Origin of the sequence: Streptomyces sp. NPDC048473, assembly GCF_043200155.1 — a bacterium.
Lineage (GTDB): Bacteria > Actinomycetota > Actinomycetes > Streptomycetales > Streptomycetaceae > Streptomyces.
Map to the genome: position 1 here is coordinate 229,350 of NZ_JBICXE010000006.1, position 19,733 is coordinate 249,082.

14 protein-coding genes are annotated in these 19,733 nt (G+C 70.6%); 5 read left to right on the forward strand and 9 right to left on the reverse strand.

From position 1 onward, the window contains the following. Positions 1-4: 4 nt before the first annotated feature. Complete coding sequence (locus ACGFU7_RS13470; RefSeq protein ID WP_393695268.1) at positions 5-2,839, forward strand: DEAD/DEAH box helicase; 2,835 nt, start codon at positions 5-7, stop codon at positions 2,837-2,839. A gap of 206 nt (positions 2,840-3,045) precedes the next feature. Here ACGFU7_RS13470 and ACGFU7_RS13475 read toward each other — a convergent pair whose 3' ends face one another. The 5 genes from ACGFU7_RS13475 to ACGFU7_RS13495 form a co-directional block, all read right to left on the reverse strand. Then, entirely contained in the window at positions 3,046-4,149 is a 1,104-nt protein-coding gene (locus ACGFU7_RS13475; RefSeq protein ID WP_393695270.1) for an LLM class flavin-dependent oxidoreductase, read from the reverse strand. 187 nt (positions 4,150-4,336) lie between these two features. After that, complete coding sequence (gene atzF / locus ACGFU7_RS13480; RefSeq protein WP_393695272.1) at positions 4,337-5,989, reverse strand: allophanate hydrolase; 1,653 nt, start codon at positions 5,987-5,989, stop codon at positions 4,337-4,339. Positions 5,990-6,000: 11 nt separating this feature from the next. After that, positions 6,001-9,525, reverse strand: a complete 3,525-nt coding sequence (locus tag ACGFU7_RS13485; protein WP_393695274.1) for a 5-oxoprolinase/urea amidolyase family protein — start codon at positions 9,523-9,525, stop codon at positions 6,001-6,003. Beyond that, positions 9,522-10,190 carry an urea amidolyase associated protein UAAP2 gene (locus tag ACGFU7_RS13490; RefSeq protein ID WP_393695276.1) on the reverse strand — a complete coding sequence of 223 codons (669 nt, stop codon included), beginning with the start codon at positions 10,188-10,190 and terminating at the stop codon, positions 9,522-9,524. Before ACGFU7_RS13490 ends, ACGFU7_RS13485 begins: the two co-directional genes overlap by 4 nt. Next, on the reverse strand, positions 10,187-11,005 hold the full coding sequence (locus tag ACGFU7_RS13495) for an urea amidolyase associated protein UAAP1 (protein ID WP_393695278.1): 819 nt from the start codon (positions 11,003-11,005) through the stop codon (positions 10,187-10,189). The genes ACGFU7_RS13490 and ACGFU7_RS13495 overlap by 4 nt, the downstream gene beginning before the upstream one ends. Before the next feature lie 170 nt (positions 11,006-11,175). On the opposite strand from ACGFU7_RS13495, the gene ACGFU7_RS13500 reads away from it, so the two are divergent. Then, positions 11,176-11,808, forward strand: coding sequence for a TetR/AcrR family transcriptional regulator (locus tag ACGFU7_RS13500; RefSeq protein WP_393695279.1), 633 nt, complete (start codon positions 11,176-11,178; stop codon positions 11,806-11,808). A 228-nt stretch (positions 11,809-12,036) separates the two neighbouring features. On the opposite strand, the gene ACGFU7_RS13505 is transcribed toward ACGFU7_RS13500, so the two are convergent. The 4 genes from ACGFU7_RS13505 to ACGFU7_RS13520 all read right to left on the reverse strand — a co-directional run bounded on the left by ACGFU7_RS13505 (position 12,037) and on the right by ACGFU7_RS13520 (position 16,889). Next, positions 12,037-12,480 (reverse strand): SPW repeat protein, encoded by a 444-nt coding sequence (locus ACGFU7_RS13505; protein WP_393695281.1) that lies wholly within the window; start codon positions 12,478-12,480, stop codon positions 12,037-12,039. Positions 12,481-12,578: 98 nt separating this feature from the next. Next, a complete protein-coding gene (locus ACGFU7_RS13510) occupies positions 12,579-13,559 on the reverse strand; it encodes an ADP-ribosylglycohydrolase family protein (protein ID WP_393695283.1) in 981 nt (326 codons plus the stop codon). A gap of 4 nt (positions 13,560-13,563) precedes the next feature. Further along, a complete protein-coding gene (locus ACGFU7_RS13515; RefSeq protein WP_393695285.1) occupies positions 13,564-15,102 on the reverse strand; it encodes an amino acid permease in 1,539 nt (512 codons plus the stop codon). 146 nt (positions 15,103-15,248) lie between these two features. Continuing rightward, positions 15,249-16,889, reverse strand: a complete 1,641-nt coding sequence (locus ACGFU7_RS13520; RefSeq protein ID WP_393695610.1) for a molybdopterin-dependent oxidoreductase — start codon at positions 16,887-16,889, stop codon at positions 15,249-15,251. 129 nt (positions 16,890-17,018) lie between these two features. Between ACGFU7_RS13520 and ACGFU7_RS13525 the strand changes: the two genes are divergently transcribed. The 3 genes from ACGFU7_RS13525 (at position 17,019) to ACGFU7_RS13535 (ending at position 19,731) form a co-directional block, all read left to right on the forward strand. Further along, a complete protein-coding gene (locus tag ACGFU7_RS13525) occupies positions 17,019-17,681 on the forward strand; it encodes a PadR family transcriptional regulator (protein WP_393695287.1) in 663 nt (220 codons plus the stop codon). 260 nt (positions 17,682-17,941) lie between these two features. Beyond that, positions 17,942-18,955: an ATP-binding cassette domain-containing protein gene (locus ACGFU7_RS13530; RefSeq protein ID WP_393695289.1), complete on the forward strand. Its 1,014-nt coding sequence runs from the start codon at positions 17,942-17,944 to the stop codon at positions 18,953-18,955. Next, complete coding sequence (locus ACGFU7_RS13535) at positions 18,952-19,731, forward strand: ABC transporter permease (protein ID WP_393695291.1); 780 nt, start codon at positions 18,952-18,954, stop codon at positions 19,729-19,731. Before ACGFU7_RS13530 ends, ACGFU7_RS13535 begins: the two co-directional genes overlap by 4 nt. Positions 19,732-19,733 lie beyond the last annotated feature (2 nt).

Sequence of the window (19,733 nt, forward strand, 5' to 3'; positions counted from 1 at the left end):
CAAGATGACAGAGGACCTCTCACCAGCTGAGCGATACCAGGCTTCTCGGATCCGTGCCGCCGAGCTGGCCACCGCACTCGCGCCTTTCCGCGAGATGTACGAGTTCGATCTGGACCCCTACCAGATCGAGGCATGCGAGGCACTGGAGGCCGGCAAGGGGGTGCTCGTCGCCGCCCCGACCGGCTCGGGCAAGACCATCGTCGGCGAATTCGCCGTGCACCTCGCCCTGGAACAGGGCCGGAAGTGCTTCTACACCACCCCCATCAAGGCCCTGTCCAACCAGAAGTTCGCAGATCTGGTCAAGCGCTACGGACCGGACAAGGTCGGCCTGCTGACCGGTGACAACAGCGTCAACGGCGATGCCCCGGTGGTCGTCATGACCACCGAAGTGCTGCGGAACATGCTGTATGCGGGCTCGCAGGCGCTGCGCGGCCTCGGCTATGTGGTGATGGACGAGGTGCATTACCTCTCCGACCGCTTCCGGGGCGCCGTCTGGGAGGAAGTGATCATTCACCTCCCGGACTCCGTGACCCTGGTGTCACTGTCGGCGACCGTGTCCAACGCCGAGGAGTTCGGTGACTGGCTGGACACCGTCCGCGGCGACACCCAGGTCATCGTCTCCGAGCACCGCCCCGTGCCGCTCTGGCAGCACGTGCTGGCAGGCCGCCGGATGTACGACCTCTTCGAGGAGGAGACCGATCACGGCGGCCGCGGCGCCGGACGCCGCGAGGTCAACCCCGACCTCGTCCGGCTCGCCCGGATGGAGAACCAGCGGGGGTACAACCCGCGTGAACGCCGCCGCGGCAAGATGGTCCGCGAGGCGGACCGTGAGCGCGAGCGGCGCCAGCGCAGCCGGATCTGGACCCCGGCCAGGCCCGAGGTCATCGACCGGCTGGACGCCGAAGGACTGCTCCCCGCCATCACGTTCATCTTCAGCCGGGCCGGCTGCGAGGCCGCCGTGCAGCAGTGTCTGCACGCCGGACTGCGCCTCAACGACGAGGACAAGCGCCGCCTGGTCCGCGAGATCGTCGAGGAGCGGACCGCGTCCATCCCCGGCGAGGACCTCCATGTTCTGGGCTACTACGAGTGGCTCGAAGGGCTGGAGCGAGGCATCGCCGCGCACCACGCCGGCATGCTGCCCACGTTCAAGGAAGTCGTCGAGGAGCTGTTCGTACGAGGCCTCGTCAAGGCCGTCTTCGCGACGGAGACCCTCGCCCTCGGTATCAACATGCCCGCACGCTCGGTCGTGTTGGAGAAGCTCGTCAAGTGGAACGGCGAACAGCACGCCGACATCACCCCCGGCGAGTACACCCAGCTGACCGGGCGGGCCGGACGGCGTGGGATCGACGTCGAAGGCCATGCGGTGGTGCTGTGGCAGCGCGGCATGGACCCGGGGGCGCTGGCCGGACTCGCGGGTACGCGTACGTATCCGCTGCGGTCCAGCTTCCGGCCCTCGTACAACATGGCCGTCAACCTGGTGCAGCAGTTCGGGCGGCACCGCTCGCGCGAGCTGCTGGAGACCTCCTTCGCACAGTTCCAGGCCGACCGGTCGGTGGTCGGGATCTCCCGGCAGGTCCAGCGGAACGAAGAGGGACTGGAGGGCTACCGGGAGGGCATGACCTGCCACCTCGGTGACTTCGAGGAGTACGCGCGACTGCGCCGCGAACTCAAGGACCGGGAGACCGAGCTCGCCAAGCAGGGCGCGTCGCAGCGGCGGGCCGCGGCCGCGACGTCCCTGGAGAAGCTCAAGCCCGGCGATGTCATCCATGTCCCCACCGGCAAGTTCGCCGGACTGGCACTGGTCCTCGACCCGGGGCTGCCCGCCGGACGGACCAATGGGCACGGGCACCGCGGGCTCGAATACCACGACGGGCCGCGGCCGTTGGTGCTGACCGCCGAACGGCAGGTCAAGCGGCTCGCCTCGATCGACTTCCCCGTCCCGGTGGAGGCGCTGGAGCGGATGCGGGTGCCGAAGTCGTTCAACCCGCGCTCGCCGCAGTCGCGCCGCGATCTGGCCTCCGCGCTGCGGACCAAAGCCGGGCACATAGTCCCGGAGCGGCACCGCAAGGGGCGGTCCGCGGCGGCCGACGACCGGGAGATCGCCCGCTACCGGGCGGAGTTGCGCGCACACCCCTGCCACGGGTGTGACGAGCGTGAGGACCATGCGCGATGGGCCGAGCGGTATCACCGGCTGCAACGCGACACCAGGCAGCTGGAGCAGCGGATCGAGGGGCGGACGAACACGATCGCCCGTACCTTCGACCGGATCGTCGCGCTGCTCACCGAGCTCGACTATCTGCGCGGCAATGAGGTCACCGAGCACGGCCGGCGGCTTGCGCGGCTCTACGGCGAGCTGGATCTGCTGGCGAGCGAATGCCTGCGGGCCGGGGTGTGGGAGGGTCTGAACCCTGCCGAACTCGCGGCGTGCGTCTCGGCGTTGGTGTACGAGGCGCGGCAGGCCGATGACGCGGTGGCGCCGAAGCTGCCGTCGGGGCCCGCGAAGACCGCGATGGGCGAGATGGTCCGGATCTGGGGTCGGCTCGACGCCCTGGAGGAGGACTTCAAGATCAACCAGGCGGAGGGGATCGGGCAGCGCGAACCCGATCTGGGGTTTGCCTGGGCGGTCTACATGTGGGCGTCGGGGCGGTCGCTGGACGAGGTGCTGCGCGAGGCGGAGATGCCGGCGGGGGACTTCGTGCGGTGGTGCAAGCAGGTGATCGACGTGCTGGGGCAGATTTCGGCTGCGGCGCCGCGGGAGGGGAGTTCCGTGGCGCGGAGTGCGCGTAAGGCGGTGGAGGCGGTGTTGCGGGGGGTTGTGGCTTATAGCTCTGTGGGGTGAGGTTTGCGGGGCGGGGGTGCGCCTGCGGCGGGCTGGTCCCCTCCCCGCCCCTTCCCGGAACCGGGGCTTCTGCCCCGAGCCCCGGTCCTCGAGCGCCGGACGGGCTGGATGGAATGGTGCCGGGCGGGGAGGGAGGTGCCGGAACCGGGGCTTCTGCCCCGAGCCCCGGTCCTCAAGCGCCGGACGGGCTGGGAGTGTGCTCGTCGTTATGGTGCGGTTGTGCGGGCCGCGTCCCGCTTGGCCACTTCCTCGCGGACTATCGGGATGACGTGCCTTCCGAAGTCGATCGCGTCGTCCAGCAGGTCGTAGCCGCGAGCGGACAGGATTTCCACGCCCAGGTCGTAGTAGTCCAGCAGCGCCTGCGCCACCGTCTCCGGTGTTCCTACCAAGGCCGTCGAATTTCCGGCGCCGCCCGTTTCAGCCGCGGTCGGTGTCCACAGTGCCCGGTCGTGGCGCTCGCTCTCGGCGGCCACCGCGAGGAGTCGTCGGGAGCCGGCGTTCTCCGGGCTGTTCAGCGGATGGCGGCGGCTCAGTGGTGCGCCGGCCTTACGGGCCTTGATGCGGGCCAAAGTTCGGTGAGCCTTCTCCCAGGCCAGTTCCTCGGTCGGTGCGATGATCGGCCGGAAGGCGACTTGGATCTTGGGGACGTCCGTACGGCCGGCTGCCTTCGCTGCGGCCTTCACCGATGCGATCTGCTCAGCCGTCTGTGCCAGCGGTTCGCCCCACAGGCAGTAGATGTCGGCTTCGGCGCCACCGGCCGCGTACGCCGCCGGTGAGGAACCCCCGAACGAGACCCGCGGATGCGGCTGCTGCACGGGGAAGGTGTCGCTCACGAAGTCGTTGAAGCGGTAGTGCGTGCCCTCGTGGTCGAAGGGCTCGTGCGACGTCCACGCCTTCTTGATGATCTGGATGGCCTCACGGGTGCGCGCGTACCGCTCGTCCTTGGTGAGGAAGTCGCCCTCGCGCTGCTGCTCGTGGTCATTGCCGCCGGTGATGAAATGCACGGCGAGGCGGCCGTCGCTGATCCGGTCCAGGGTTGCGAAGGTCTTGGCCGCGAAGGTCGGGTACGAGACGTTGGGGCGGTGCGCGACCAGGATCTGGAGCGTCTCGGTGCGGGCCGCGATATAGGCGGCGGCCGGGGATGGATCGGGGGAGCCGGAGCCGTAGGCGAACAGCACCCGGTCCCATCCGTGGTCCTCGTGTGCGCGGGCCAGTTTGAGCGTGTACGCCTTGTCGAAGGACGCCCCGGAGCGGGGTGTCACTTCGGAACCTTCATTGGTTGCTGCGATGCCGAGAAACTCGACGGGCATGGCAAAGCCTCATCTCGTGCTGCGGGGGAACCGGTCGTGTGAAGCGCTGACGTCGGAGCAGTCAGAGACAACACGAGGCGGACCACACTCGACCGAAGTCGATGTGGTCACGGGTGACCAGCCGCAGCTGAGGGCGCATCTGCCCAGTGGAACAGGCCTGTTGGTGCCGAGTCAACTGTTTTAAGGATCAATGACCGAGGTACGCGCGCCAACCGCCGTGCGCTGTGATGTCCACGGCGCCTTCGAGCGCATACGGCTCGCAGAGGAAGCCGGGTGCTGTAATGCCGCCGGCCAGTTCGATCCGGCCCAGTGTCATGGGCGCAGGGAGAGCGGCGACGAGCCGCCCGAGCCCTTCGGCGGGCAGCTCCCACAGCTCTGCCTCGATCGCGGACCCGCCCTCCCCGATCCGTTCCAGGCCCGGCTTGGGCGGGTCCGTGCGCAGGGCGTGCAGGCGGTAGACGGGGGCGGTGGCCGTGGTACGGATCAGGCGGGCGCCCAGGGAGAGGAGTTGGGGGTTCAGGGGTTCGCCGCTCAGGTGGGCGCCCACCACCGTGATCCGGGAGGGCGGGGTCAGCAGCGTGGCGATTCGGGCCAGGCGTTCATCGGCGTGCGCCGGGCCGATCAGCATCACGCCGAACGGCAGGCCGTCCACCTCGCCCGCAGGGGCTGCCACCGCGCACAGGTCGAACAGGTTGGTGGAGTTGGTGAACCGGCCGAGGCGGGCATTGGCGCCCACCGGGTCGGCGGCGACCTCGGCGAGCGTGGGGTGGCCCGGTGCGGTGGGCAGCAGGAGGGCGTCCGCGTCGCCGAGCGCGGCTGTTGCGGCGGTGCGGAGGGCGGCCAGCCTTGCCTGGTCGGCGAAGAGCCGGTGTGCCGGGATGTCGCGGGCCGCGGTGATGATCCGGGCGACTGTGGGGTCGAGGCCGGGTGCGGTGGGTGCGCCGTCGATGAATGCTCCGACCGCGGTGTAGCGCTCGGCGACGAACGCACCCTCGTACAGCATTGCGGCGGCCTCGGTGAACGGGGTCAGGTCGATCGGCCGGAGCACCGCGCCCGCCGCGCGGAGGCGGGCGGCCGTCGACTCGTACGCCGCCGCCCAGCCGGGATCGAGTTCGCCGAGTTGCCCGGTGGGCGGGACCGCGATCCGCCAGGGGCCCGGAACACGGGAGCGGTCGGGCTGCGGGGTGGGGGTGGCCATCAGGGCCATCGCCTGTTCGGCCTCGGGGAGCGTACGGGCGAAGACCGTGACGCAGTCCAGGCTCGCGCAGGCGGGCACCACACCGTCCGTCGGGACCAGGCCGCGGGTCGGCTTCAGGCCGACGATGCCGTTGAACGCGGCGGGGACACGGCCGGAACCCGCGGTGTCCGTGCCCAGCGCGAGGTCCGCGATGCCCAGGGCGACGGCGACCGCCGAACCGGAGCTGGAGCCGCCGCTGACCCGGTCCGGATCGAGTGCGTTACGGACAACGCCGTACGGAGAACGCGTGCCGACCAGGCCCGTTGCGAACTGGTCCAGGTTGGTCGTACCGATCACCAGTGCTCCTGCGGCACGGAGACGGGCCACCGCCGGGGCGTCGGCGCTCGGCTCGTACGCGTACGAGGGGCAGCCCGCGGTGGTGGGGAGGCCGGCCACATCGATGTTGCCCTTGACGGCCAGCAGACGGCCTGCGAGGGGGAGGTGTTCGCCCGCGGCCAGGCGGACTTCGAGGCTCCGGGCCTCGGCCTCCAGGTCGGGTCGAGGCCGCAGATCGATCCAGAGTTCGGGGCGGTCGACCGCTGCGATACGGGCGTAGGCGGCCCGGATGCGAGTGAGGACGGGGGAGGGGGTGAGGGGCGGCATGTGTGTGTTCCTCAGGTTGTGTGGGCCAGGATCAGCAGGGGTGTGCCCGGCTCCACCTGGGCGCCCGTCCGGGTGAGGATCTCCGAGACGATGCCGGCCGCGGGGGCGTGGACACGGGACTCCATCTTCATCGCCTCCAGGGCCAGCAAGGGCTGACCTGCCGTCACCGTGTCGCCCACGGCGACATTCAGCTGCCAGACCGACGCGGCGAACTCCGCCTCCACCAGGTGGCCGCCCGGTGGCACCGACACCTCGGCGGCCGGGGGCGGCGGTGCCGCTGCCGCGTCCGCGCGGGCGAACTCGCCCGCCGCCTCCCAGGCATCCCGTTCGGCTGCGAAAGCGGTGCCCTGGCGTGCGCGGAACTCGGCGATCGAGTCGGCGTTCCGGGCGAGGAACTCCTCGTACCGCGCCAGTGAGAACTCTCCCTCCTCGATCCGTGGTATGAATCGGCCGGACGTGATGTCCGCGCGCAGCTCCAGGAGTTCGTCCGCCTCGACCGGGTACCACTTGATGCGGTCGAAGAACCGCAGCAGCCACGGCGAGCCCGGCTCGAAGGCGCCCCGCTGCTGCCAGCCCGACCAGACCTGTGTGGTGCGGCCCACGAACTGGTAGCCGCCCGGTCCCTCCATCCCGTAGACGCAGAGATAGGCGCCGCCGATACCGACCGAGTTCTCCGCGGTCCAGGTGCGGGCCGGGTTGTACTTGGTGGTGACCAGGCGGTGGCGCGGGTCCAGCGGTGTGGCGACCGGGGCGCCCAGATATACATCGCCGAGACCCAGCACCAGGTACTCGGCGTCGAACACCGTGCTGTACACGTCGTCGACCGAGTCCAGGCCGTTGACCCGGCGGATGAACTCGATGTTCCACGGGCACCAGGGGGCGTCGTCCCGTACCCCCGCCATGTAGCGGGCGATGGCCTCGCGGGTCGCCGGGTCGTCCCAGGACAGCGGGAGATGCACGGTGCGGGACGGGACGACCAGGGCATCGGTGGGCGGGAGCGCGGCCTCGATGCGGTGGAGCAGCTCCACGAGGCGGTGCTGGGGAAGGACGCTCGGGTCCAGCTGGATCTGGAGGGAGCGGATGCCCGGCGTCAGACCGGTGATCCCGGGAACGGCCTCTGCCGTCAGCGCCTCCATCAGGGCGTGGACGCGCATCCGCAGGGCCAGGTCCAGTTGCATCGGCCCGTACTCGACCAGGACGTTGTCGTCGCCGCTGCGGCGGTAGGTGAGCGTGGAGTCGCGGAAGAGGATGCCCCCGTCGACGAGGTCGGGGCGGGGCTCGCCCGTCACCGTCACGGGCCTGAAGCGGACCGTGTCGCCGGGCCGGAGCTGACCCAGCTTCCAGCGTTCGCCCGTCACCACCGTCGCCGGGCAGACGAAACCGCCCAGGGACGGGCCGTCGGGGCCCAGCAGTACGGGCATGTCGCCGGTGTAGTCGACCGCGCCCACCGAGTACGGCGTGTCATGGATGTTGGAGGGGTGCAGGCCGGCCTCGCCGCCGTCCGTGCGGGCCCAGCGCGGCTTCGGGCCGATCAGGCGGACGCCCGTTCGCGCCGAGTTGAAGTGGACCTTCCAGTCGGCGGCGTAGAAGTCATGGATGTCCTCCTCGGTGAAGAACTCCGGTGCGGCGTGCGGGCCTTCGGCCGCTGCCAGGTGCCAGGTCGAGTCGAAGCGGGGGCGATCCGCGTCCGGTACGGGGGAGGTCGGTGCGTCTGTCGCGCCGCCGTGCAGTACGTCGCCGGTGCGCAGGGCCCGGCCGCCGTGACCGCCGAAACCACCGAGGGTGAAGGTGGCCGCGCTGCCCAGGAACTCCGGGACGTCCAGGCCACCACCGGCGAACAGGACATACGTCCGCAGTCCGTGTCCGGCCGGTGCGCCGACCGTGAGGGTGCCGCCCGCCGGGACCGTCAACGGCTCCCACTGCGCTACCGGTCGGCCGTCCAGCGTGACAGGGGCGGGAGCGCCGGTCACACATACGGTCGTCGGGTGGGTGAAGCGCAAAGCCGGTCCCTGGAGCGTGCATTCGAGGCCGGGCGCGTCCGCGTCGTTGCCGAGGGCCGTGTTGCCGAGCCGGAACGACAGATCGTCCATCGGGCCCGACGGCGGGACGCCGACCTGCCAGTGGCCGGTGCGGCCCGGCCAGTCCTGCACGGTGGTGAGGGTGCCGCCGGAGACCACTTCGATGCGCGGAGTCGGGTCGGCGACCGTGGCGAGGGTGGCCGTGCAGTGCGTGGCGCTGCGCACCCGGTCATCGGCCAGGGCGGCCCGTACCAGGCCGAGATTGGTCTCGATGCCGTCGATCCGGGTGGCGGCGAGTGCCGTGTCCAGCCGCGCGAGGGCCTCGGCGCGGTCGGTGCCGTACGCGATGACCTTGGCCAGCATCGGGTCGTACGCCGTCGTCACCTCCGTACCCGTCTCGATCCAGGTGTCCACGCGCACGCCGTCGCCCGCGGGGAAGGCGACCCGGGTCAACAGGCCCGCGCCGGGGCGGTGGTCGCGGGCCGGGTCCTCGGCGTACACGCGTGCCTCGACGGCATGGCCGCGGGGCGGGCCCGGTTCGCGTACGACATCCGTGTCGCCCTGGGCGAGCCGCAGCATCCACTCGACGAGGTCGACGCCATGGATCTCCTCGGTGACCGGATGCTCGACCTGGAGACGGGTGTTGACCTCCAGGAAGTACGCCTCGGCGCGCGCCGCGTCGTACACGAACTCGACGGTGCCTGCGGAGCGGTAGCCGACCGCTGCGCACAACTCGCGTGCGGATCGCGCCAGTTGTGCGCGAATGTGGTCGGGCAGGGCGGGTGCGGGGGCCTCCTCCAGGACCTTCTGGTTACGGCGCTGGAGGGAGCAGTCGCGGTCTGTGAACGTCACCACCCGGCCGTTCCCGTCGCCGAAGACCTGGACCTCGACATGGCGGGCGTCCTCGACGAGGCGCTCCAGGAAGACACCGGCCGAGGAGAAGGAGGCGGCGGCGACCCGCTGCACCCGCTCCCAGGCGTCGGCGAGTTCATCCGCCGATCGACAGGCCGACATGCCGATACCGCCGCCGCCACCGGTGGCCTTGAGCATCACGGGGTAGCCGATGCGTCCGGCGGCGTCCAGCGCCGACGGCAGATCGCCGAGCAGCCCGGTGCCGGGGGCGAGCGGAACGCCCGCCGCCTCGGCCGCCGCGCGTGCGGTGTGCTTGGCGCCGAACAGTTCCAGCTGATCGGCGGTCGGGCCGACGAAGACGATCCCGGCGTCCTCGCAGCGGCGGGCGAACCCGGCGTCCTCGGAGAGGAATCCGTAGCCGGGGTGGATGGCGCCCGCCCCGGTGTCCTTGGCCGCCCTCAGGACCAGGTCGGCGTCGAGGTATGACTCCTTGGCGGGCGCGGGGCCGAGCCGCACCGCCTCGTCGGCGAGGCGGACGTGGGGGGATGAGCGGTCGGGGTCGGAGAAGACCGCGACCGTACGGATGCCGAGTCGGCGGGCGGTACGGATGATCCGTACGGCTATCTCGCCCCGGTTGGCGACCAGCAGCGTGTCGAAGTCCGTCATGCGGTGGCCTCGCTGATGGCGGCTTCGGTGATGGTGGCCTCGACCGCCGTGGGATCGAAACCGTTGCACGGGTTGTTGATCTGGGGGCAGTTGGAGATCAGGACCAGGACATCCGTCTCGGCGCGCAGCGTCACCCGCAGACCGGGGGCGGAGATGCCGTCGACGATGCCGAGCGTGCCGTCCTTCTCGACCGGGACGTTCATGTACCAGTTGATGTTGGAGACCAGATCGCGCTTGCCGAGCCCGTGCCGTGCGCCCTCGGCGAGGAAGTTGTCGACACAGGCGTGCTGCGACCAGGTGTGGTGACCGTAGCGAAGCGTGTTGGACTCCTTGGAGCAGGCGCCGCCGACCGTGTCGTGGCGGCCGCAGGTGTCCTCGGTGACCGTCATCAGAGGGGTGTGCTCGTTCGACATCAGCACGCTGCCGGTGGTGAGGAAGATGCCGCCCTGCGCGTGGACGGTGTCCGGGGCGCTGTAGCGGACGGCCGTGTCATGGGCGTCGTACACCAGGAAGTCCACCGCCTGATTGCCGTGCAGATCCGTGAGCGTGAGCTGCTCACCTGCGCGGACGAGCGAGGACCAGGCGGCGCGGGCGGGGATGACGGTGGTTGGGCGGACGGGGGCGGTGGCGGTGGCCGTGGTGCGGACGGTGCCGGTCGCGGTCATGCGAGCCCCCTGGCGGTGAGGAAGTCGAAGGTGTTGAGGAAGGCCCTGCGGCACTCCGGAGCGGCTTCCAGGAGCGGATCGCCCGGCCCCGTCGGGCGGGCGCGCCAGGCCAGCACCTCCAATGGGGTGCACACGTAGTCCGGGCGCGGATCCAGCGGATGCGGGACGTTCGCGATCAGTACGGTCAGGTCCTGCTCGGCGCGCAGCGTCACCGCGGCGCCTGCTCCGGCCGAGCCGGTGAAGTCCAGGGCGCCGTCCTCCCGTACCTCAACCCCCTGGAAGAAGGAGAGCGAGGGCGGCAGATCGCGCGGGCCGAGACCGTTCTTGGCCGCGGCCAGCTTGAGCAGTTCCCGGCCGGCGGGGGAGGCCGACTGCGGGGTGCCGTCGCCGTACCGCGCTGTGTTCCGTACGAGGGCCGAGGTTCCGCAGAGCGCGTCGTGGCGGCCCGAGGAGTCGGCGATCACCGAGGCGAGGACCCGGCCCTGGTCGGAGAGGAGCAGCCGGCCGGCGCCGAGGTAGGCATTCCACTGGACCTTCACCGTGTCGGCGGTGTTGAGCCGTTCCCACGGCCGCCCGTCGGCGTACAGCAGCAGATGGGCGCAGGCGTCGCCCGCGAGGTCCGTGAGCCGCAGCTCGGTGCCGCGGGCCAGGACGCGGTGCGCGTAATTGCCGCCCGCCACGGTCTCGGCCCAGACCGGGGTGCCGGGAAGGGGATCGGGCCAGTCGCTCGCGGGCACCACCGGCATGGACTCGGTACGGGTGCCGTGCTGGGCGCGGGCGTGATCCCGGGCCTCGTGTGTCGTCGCTGTCGCCATGGCTGGACCTCCGGCTCTACGGGCGGTTCTGACGCGGGCACTGCGACCTGTTTCTGTCGCGCGACAGAAATTAAGGCGCCGGGAAGTCGCGGTCATTGCCCGTCCGTTGCACGGGAGTTACCGAGTGCTCACCAAGATCGCGGCGGGTGCGGATGTGCGACGATCGGCCCATGTCCAGCACCGGAAGAAAGGTCGGCCGCCCGCGGGCCCAGCAGCGGCCGGACAGCGGGCTGACCGCGCGTGACGAACTGCTCACCGCGGCCGCCGAGCTGTTCACCACGCGCGGATACGCCGCGACCACCACCCGGGCCGTCGCCGAACGTGCGGGCATGCGCCAGGCGACGATGTACCACTACGTGGCGGGCAAGGAGGACCTGCTTGCCGAGCTCCTGGAGTCCACGGTCACCCCGTCGCTGGCGTTGGCGAGGCGGCTGCTCGCGGACGGGGAGCCGGCTGCGGAGGACCGGCTGTGGGAGCTGTGCCGCTCGGACGTGGCGCTGCTGTGCGGCGGTCCGTACAACCTCGGGGCGTTGTACGTACTGCCCGAGGTGCGCGCCGAGCGGTTCGCGGACTTCCACCGCGTCCGGGCCGAACTGAAGCAAGCCTACGGGCAGTTGCTGGTGGCTACGGAGGCGGGCGCGGCCCTCGGTGAGAGCGAGGCGGAGCTCCGTACGGACCTGGTGTTCGGGCTGATCGAGGGCGTGATCATGGTCCACCGGTCCGATCCGGGGCGTGCGGTCGGCGCGTTCGCGGCGGCCACGGCGGATGCGGCACTGCGGATCGTGGGTGTCAGCAAGGCCTGAGGCCCGGCGGCGGCGCGGACGGTTCGCCCGGGGCTGCGAACCCCCATCACGTCGGGGCGCGAACGCCCGTCGCCTTCCGGTGCGGATGCAGGGCTTCCCCGGCGCGGGCCGGTGAGTTGCTGTGGTCCGGGTGCCGCTTGAACGGTGCCGGTGGACGGGGGCACGGCACCGGGGCCCACCCGCCCTCGGCCGGTCCGCTTCACGCGGACCGGCCGAGGCGTCCTTGTTTCAGACGGTGTTCTTGCCGCTCTTCATCGACACGCCTGCGCAGACCAGCCCCAGCAGCACGGTCAGACCGCCGATGATGACGTTGTTGAGGATGACCCCGAGGTCCGGGCTGCTGCCGACGACCCACGTCGAGATGACCATCCAGGCGCCCATGGCGCAGATGGCCCAGCTCAGGCCGTACATCCGCTCCGGCATGACGGTGAATCCGAGGCCCAGCGCGGCGATCGCGATACCCATGATCAGGTTGTGCGTCACGAGCGCGGGCTGACTGGCCGTGAAGTTGAGCACCCAGGGCGATATGGCGCAGTAGAGACCGATGAGGAACACCGGTGCGTCCACGAGGGCCACATCACGGCCACCGAGCATTTGCGCATAGCGATCGCGCATTTCGGAGACATCGGGGTGACTGGCAATGTCACGGCCGGTGTGCGAGAGGTTTGACATGGGTTCGTCTCCTTCGCTCCTGCGGGCCTGGCCGCCGCTTTTGTGCGAATAGCGGCCTTCTATGCCATTCTGCGCTTATCTCACCCTTATATGTAGATTCAAGGCATGCGAATATCCGTGGGAATCGCACTGCGTGAGGCGCCGTCCAGCCGCCGGGCCAGGGTCACCAGATCGGGCATCCGCAGCACACGGTCCCCGTACCCCGGCAGCGGCACATGCAGGGGCTCCGTCCAGCGCGACGGAATCGCGTCGAAGCCGTACACCGCCCCCGCCAGACCACCGGTCACCGCCGCGACCGTGTCCGTGTCCCCACCCACGTCGACCGCTGCGGCCAGGGCGTTCTCGTACGTATGTGTCGTGCGCAGCGCCCACAGCGCGGTGCCCAGGCACGGCCACACCGCACCGTTGAACTCCGTTGCCGCGTCCGGATGCCAGCCGGGCGCGAGGACGGTGGCCCAGCGCTCGCGGTGATCCTCGTGTACGCAGTCCAGGGCGCCCGGGACTGCGGCGAGCGGATCGTCGCCGTCCAGCGCCACCCGGATCAGCTCGTGGAACACGGCGGTGCCCTCCCAGGCGGCCCGGTCGCCATGTGTCAGTGCGGCGATCCGGCGGGCGGCGTCCATCGTCGCGACCCGCCCCACCCGCGCGAAGTACACGGCCGGCGCGGTGGCCCGCATGAGCGAACCGTTGCCTGCCGCGCGCCCGTTGACCTGGAAGTGCAACGCTGCCGCGAGGTCCCAGGGGGCACCGCTCGTCAGCACGTCCTCGGTCTGCAGGCCGATGTCCTTCGGCCCACCCGCCGCCCACCGGCGAAACCGGCCGAACATGTCGGGGAGGTCGAGGCCGCCCTGCTCCAGCAAGGACTCCGCGACCAGAACGGCCATCTGGGTGTCGTCCGTGGCCTCGCCCGGGTCCCAGCCGCCGCCCCCGCACATCGTGCCGACGCCGTCCGGGAAACGGGCCGCGTACACACCGGTGGGACCGAACTCGAACGGCGCCCCCAGCGCGTCGCCGACCGCCGATCCGACGACGGCACCCGCCACCCGGTCCTGCCGGTCCACGATGCTCAGACGATTCATCCGGTCAGCGTAGGGAGGACGACCTCCTCCCGTACACGCGATAAACCGCACCGAGCAGCACCGTCGCGCCCAGGAAGAGGACCGTGAACCACTGGAAGTACCAGTGGCCGCCCGCCGGGTCGTACACAGCTGCCCGCGGCCAGGCCAGATCGACCGTCATGCCCGCCCCGTAGAGGAAGGCCAGGGCATTGACCGGAAGTCCCAGCCGGCCCAGCGAGAACAGCGGCCTGCCCGTCTCGTCGTGGGCCGGGCCGTCGGTGTCCGGGGTGAGCGGGATGCCGCGCAGCCGGCGCAGCAGCATCGGGCCCGTGACCATCGCGTACGCCAGATAGAGCATCGCGATACACGTGGTGCCGATCGCCAGGAACGCCTCCGGGGACGCCAGATTGAGCAGTCCGAGTGCCGCTGCCGCCGCGCCGACGAGCAGCGCGGGTGCGGCCGGCATTCCGGTGCGCGGGGAGACCTTCGCCAGCAGGGCGGAGCAGGGCAGGACACCGTCCCGGGCCATCGAGAACAGCATCCGGGAACCGGCGGTCTGGATGGCGAGCGTGGCCACGGCGACGGCGACCGCCACATCGGCGAGCAGCAGCCGCCCCACCCCGTCGCCCAGGCTGCTGGTCAGCACGTACGAGAGGCCCTCCGTGGCCAGTCGCCCGTCGGTGAGACTCGGCGCGGCCAGCACCCCGCCCAGGACCAGTAGCCCGCCGAGCACACCGGCCGAGGCGAGTGCCAGCAGGATCGTGCGGGGCGCGGTGCGGCGTGGGCTGTGGGTCTCCTCGCTCATCTCGCCCGCACTGTCGAAGCCGATCAGCACGTACGCCGCCGTGAACGAACCGACGAGGAGCGCTCCGATCGCGCCGCCCTGACCGCCGGTGTGCAAGGTGACACCGGGGCTGCGCTCGGCGTGCGTGAGCAGGAGCACCACGATGAGTACGGCACCGATGATCTCCGCCGTGACACCGACCCGGTTGACGGCCGACATGACCCGGTTGTCGAGCAGATTCACCGTCGTGGTGAGCGCCAGCAGAACCACCGCGAGCAGCGCCGCGTTGCCCGCGCCCGTCGGCGTGGTCGGCGCCGGGTCACCGCCCAGCAGCTGGAATCCCGACCAGAGCGCCGGAAGCACCACCTGGAGCGCGAGCGCCGCGGCGGCGACCACCACGATCTGCCCGATCACCATGATCCAGCCCGCGAACCAGCCGAAGGCGGGCGTGCTCAGCCGGGTCGACCACTGGTAGATCGCCCCCGACAGCGGGTAACGGGCGGCGAGTTCGGCGAAGCACGCGGCCACCAGCAGCTGGCCGATCAGCACCGCGGGCCAGGTCCAGAAGAAGGCGGCACCGCCGAACGAGAAGCCGAAGGCGAAGAACTGGAAGACGGTCGTGAGGACGGAGATGAAGGAGAACCCGGCCGCGAACGAGGCGTACCGCCCCATGGTCCGGTGCAGCTCCTGCGGGTAGCCGAAACCGGCCAGGGCTTCCTGGTCGCCCCGGCCGGTCTCGGGTGGGTCCGGTCGTACGTCGGTTGGTGCGGTGGCGGTCATGTCAGCCCCTGTCGCCGATTTCCTGTCGGGCGACAGAAATTAGGGACGGGCTGTTTCAGCCGAATGACGCGTCCATGTCCGCGCGGGGCCGAAGTGCTCACGGCTGCCTGTCGGTGGTTCCGGAAGCACTCGGCTGCGTCCCTGTCTCAGGAGACCTCGACCTCCACCGAGTGCCAGCCCGTCGCACCGTTCGGCACCGTGCCGGCCCGCTGACCGGTCTGGGTGGCGCCGGTGCCGTCCGTCGCGCGGACTTCGAGGGTGTGACGGCCCGATGTGGCCGGCCACTCCCACACCCACTGGCGCCAGGTGTCGCGGCTGTCCTCGGCCGCCAGCCGGGCCGGGTGCCACGGGCCGCCGTCCACCCGGACCTCCACCCGCGAGATGCCGCGGTGCTGGGCCCAGGCGACCCCGGCCACCGGTACGATGCCGGGCTTCGGGGAGGCGAGCGGGCGCGGGGTGTCGATCCGGGACTCGGTCTTGACCGGCGCCTGCTGGGACCAGCTCCGCTTGACCCAGTAGGCGTCGTACGCGTCGAACGTCGTCAGCTCGATGTCCTTGATCCACTTGCAGGCCGACACATATCCGTACAGGCCGGGTACGACCATCCGGACCGGAAAGCCGTGCGCGAAGGGCAGCGGCTCGCCGTTCATGCCGAGGGCCAGCATCGCGTCGCGCCCGTCCATGACCGCTTCGACCGGTGTGCCGATCGTCATGCCGTCGACGGAACGCGCCACGATCTGGTCGGCCGGCCCGCCCTTCGACGGTGGCCGCACCCCGGCCTCGCGCAGCAGGTCGGCCAGCCGTACACCGATCCACCTGGCGTTGCCGATGTACGGCCCGCCGACCTCGTTGGACACGCAGGCCAGCGTGATGTCGCGCTCGATGATCTCCCGGCGCAGCAGGTCGTGGAAGCCGACCGTGACGGGCCGCACCACACCCTTGCCGTGGATCCTCAGCCGCCACGCTCCCGCATCGAGGTGAGGCACGACCAGGGCCGTGTCCACCCGGTAGAAGTCCTTGTTCGGGGTGAAGAAGGGGCTCAGCCTCCGGATCCTCAGATCGGCACCGGCCGGTACGGCAGGCGCGGCGGAGTCGGGTTCGGGGAGGACCAGGTCATGGCGTGAGGCGGTGGCCCCGGCCTGGACGGAGGAGGTGAGCCGCCGTCCCAGGAGCCCCGCGCCGGCTGAGGCCGCCGCTGCCGCGGTCGCCGCGATCACGAAGCCGCGCCGGTCGAAGGTGCCGTACTCCTCCCCGGCCACCGGGGGAGGACCGGGAGCCGGCGTGAGCCGTCCGGCCAGGAGATACAGCACCCCCGCGGCGACCACGGCACCCACCACGGAGGGCAGCGCATCGGCGGGGCTGCCTCCCGGGCGCCCCACCGCCGCCACTGCCCCGACCGCCCCGAAGACCAGCACGGCAGCTGAGCCCGTCTGCCGGTGTCGCAGCGCCAGCACCCCGACCGCCATGGCGAAGACCGCCAGCAGCACCAGGATGCCCAGCTCCAGCACCAGCTTGTCCTGGGCGGCGAACTTCCGTACGGCGAAGTCCTTCAGGGCCGGGGGAGTGCGGTCGATGACCGCCTCGCCCACCGCCGCGACCGGCCCCGCCTCGGGACGTACGACAGCCGAGACCAGTTCGGCCACGGCCAGGGCGCAGAATCCGGCGATCAGACCGCTGAGCGCGGCGAGGGCGGTGCGGGCCCGGCGCGACCGCCCGGCCCTGGAGGCGCCGTGCCGTTGCGCATCGTTGCGATCCTCTTTCACGCGGCTTGCTCCCCGGTCGCACATCCCTGGCTGCAGTGCGCGAGATCCTTCCACGCATCGCAAAATTCGCGATACATCGTGGTTGACGCGTCCGGGTGAACGCGATATGTTCGGCCACGAGTATTCGTGGCGAAGTGAAGGGTGGTGGGGACGGTGGCCAAGCGGCGCAAGCTCAGCAACCCACTGGCGCTGACGGTCATGGTGCTGCTCGCCGAGCGTTCCATGCATCCGTACGAGATCGCCCAGACGCTTCGCCGGCGCGGCAAGGAACACAGCGTCAAGATCAATTTCGGCTCGCTGTACACCGTCGTCCAGAACCTGGAGAAGCACGGTTACGTCGAGGTCGCGGGCGTCCAGCGGCAGGGCAACCGCCCCGAGCGCACGCTCTACGGCATCACCGGGGCCGGGCGTGCGGAAATGCTCGACTGGCTCTCCGATCTGCTCGCCGTTCCGGCCGCCGAGTACCCGGTCTTCGAGACGGCCCTCTCGCTTCTGCCGGTGCTGCCGCCAAAGGACGTGGCGGAGCTGATGGAGACCCGGGAGGCGGCGCTGGCGGTCCAGGCGGCGGCGCTCCGCGGGGTCCTCGGTCAGCTGGGGGGGCAACTGCCCCGCGTCTTCGTCGTCGAGACCGAGTATCAGCTCCACATGATCGACGCGCAGCTGGAGTGGATCAAGAACTTCCACAAGGAACTCACCGAGGCCACGATCAGCGGCATCGAGGAGTGGAAGTCCTTCCATGAAACCGGCGAAGTCCCGAAGGACTGGCAGGACCTGGACGAGCAGGAGATCGTCCTGGACCCGGAGCGGAAGGCGTAACGCAGGACCGAAGAGAAGGCGTAACGCAGGACCGAAGAGAAGGCGTAACGCAGGACTGAAGAGAGAAAGACCCCGGTGGGCGCTGTTGGAGCAGCAACCTCCGGGGTCTCGAACCCCGGACCGGCCATGCCGTGAAGGCGAGCCAGGCGATCGAGGTGCGGCACACCCAGGATAGCCCGGCGCTCTTCACGCGGATCGGCTCGGCATGCCCGAGTGCTCGGTGGACCCGAGCACCCCGCTGACCACAGGAGAGCTCTGTCATGAGCACCCGTGCGCCCGCAGTGGCGGCGCGACACCTGATCAAGACCTATCCCGGCGATGTCACCGCACTGCGCGGCATGGACCTCGACGTCGATGCCGGCACGGTCTTCGGACTCCTCGGCCCCAACGGCGCCGGAAAGTCCACCACCGTCAAGATCCTCACCACCCTGGCCCGCCCCGACTCCGGCACCGCGACCGTCGCCGGACATGACGTGCTGCGCCACCCCGACCGGGTCCGCCGCGCGATCGGCGTCGTCGCCCAGAAGTCCGGCGCCGACCCGGTCGCCACCGGCCGCGAGAACCTCCTGCTCCAGGGCAGGCTGTACGGAATGCGGGGCGCCGCCGTCCAGCGCCGCGCCGATGAACTGCTGGACCGCTTCGACCTCGCCGACGCCGCGAAGCGCCAGGTCAAGGGGTACTCCGGCGGAATGCAGCGACGCCTCGACGTGGCGCTCGGCCTGGTCCACCGCCCCGAGGTGCTCTTCCTCGACGAACCCACCACCGGACTCGACCCCGAGGCCCGCACGGCCATGTGGGACGAGATCTCCCGGCTGGCCGGCGACGAGGGGCTGACCATCGTCCTCACGACGCACTATCTGGAGGAGGCCGACCGGCTCGCCGAGCGCATCGCGATCGTCGACCGCGGCCGGGTCGTCGTCGAGGGCACCCCCGACGAACTCAAGGGTGAACTCCGCGGCGACGCCGTCCACATGGAGCTGCGCGCCGAGGGCGACGCACAGGCGATCACCGCCGTGCTCGCCGGGCTGCCCGGGGTGTACGAGGTGCTGGTCGACGGCCGCCGGGTGAGCGTCCGCGCCGAGGACGGCGCCGCGGCCGTCCCCGTCCTGCTGGCCGCCCTGGAGCGGGCCGGTGCGGCGGTCGCCGCCGCCACCGTGGCCCGCCCCTCCCTCGACGACGTCTATCTGCGCTATGCCGGACGCCGTTTCTCCGAGGCCGAAGCCGCAGACGCGCGGCAGGTCCCTGCCCTCACCCCCGCAGGAGGCACCCGATGAGCAGCCAAGCCCTCGCCCAGACCTGGTACATGACCCAGCGTCAGCTCATGGCGATCATCCGGCAGCCGGTCTTCCTGGCGATCTCCCTGATCCAGCCGGTGATCTGGCTGTTCCTGTTCGGCAACCTCTTCAAGAAGGTCGTCGAACTCGGGGGCTTCGGCACCACGTCCTACCTGGACTACCTGATCCCGGGCATCGTGGTGATGAGCGCCCTCGGATCGAGCATGTGGGCCGGTATGGGCACCCTGGAGGAGATCGAACGCGGCACGCTCAACCGCTTCCTGACGACACCGGTCAGCCGCAACGCGCTGATGAACGCCAACGTCGTACAGAACGGCATCAGCACCGCCGTGCAGTCGGTGATCATCGTGCTGCTCGGCTGGGCCGCCGGTGCCACCTACCCGGGCGGGGCGGGGGGTCTGCTGATCCTCCTTGTCGCGTCGATCCTGCTCGGTACGGTCTTCGGTGCGCTCTCCAACGCTCTGGGCATGCTGGTCCGCCAGCGTGAGTCGATCATCGGCATCAACACGTTTCTCCTGCTGCCGCTGACCTTCCTTTCGTCCTCCTTCATGGCGCCGAGCCAGATGCCGTCGTGGATGCGGCACATCGCCGACTTCAATCCGGTCAACTGGGCGATGGTGGCGGGCCGTTCTGCGCTGACTGCCGACCCCGACCGGGGTCTGGTGCTCAGCCGCGGGGGAGCTCTGCTGGTCCTCGCGGTGGTGGCGGTGTGGCTGTCGACGCGCACCTTCCGCTCGTACCAGAAGTCCGTCTGACG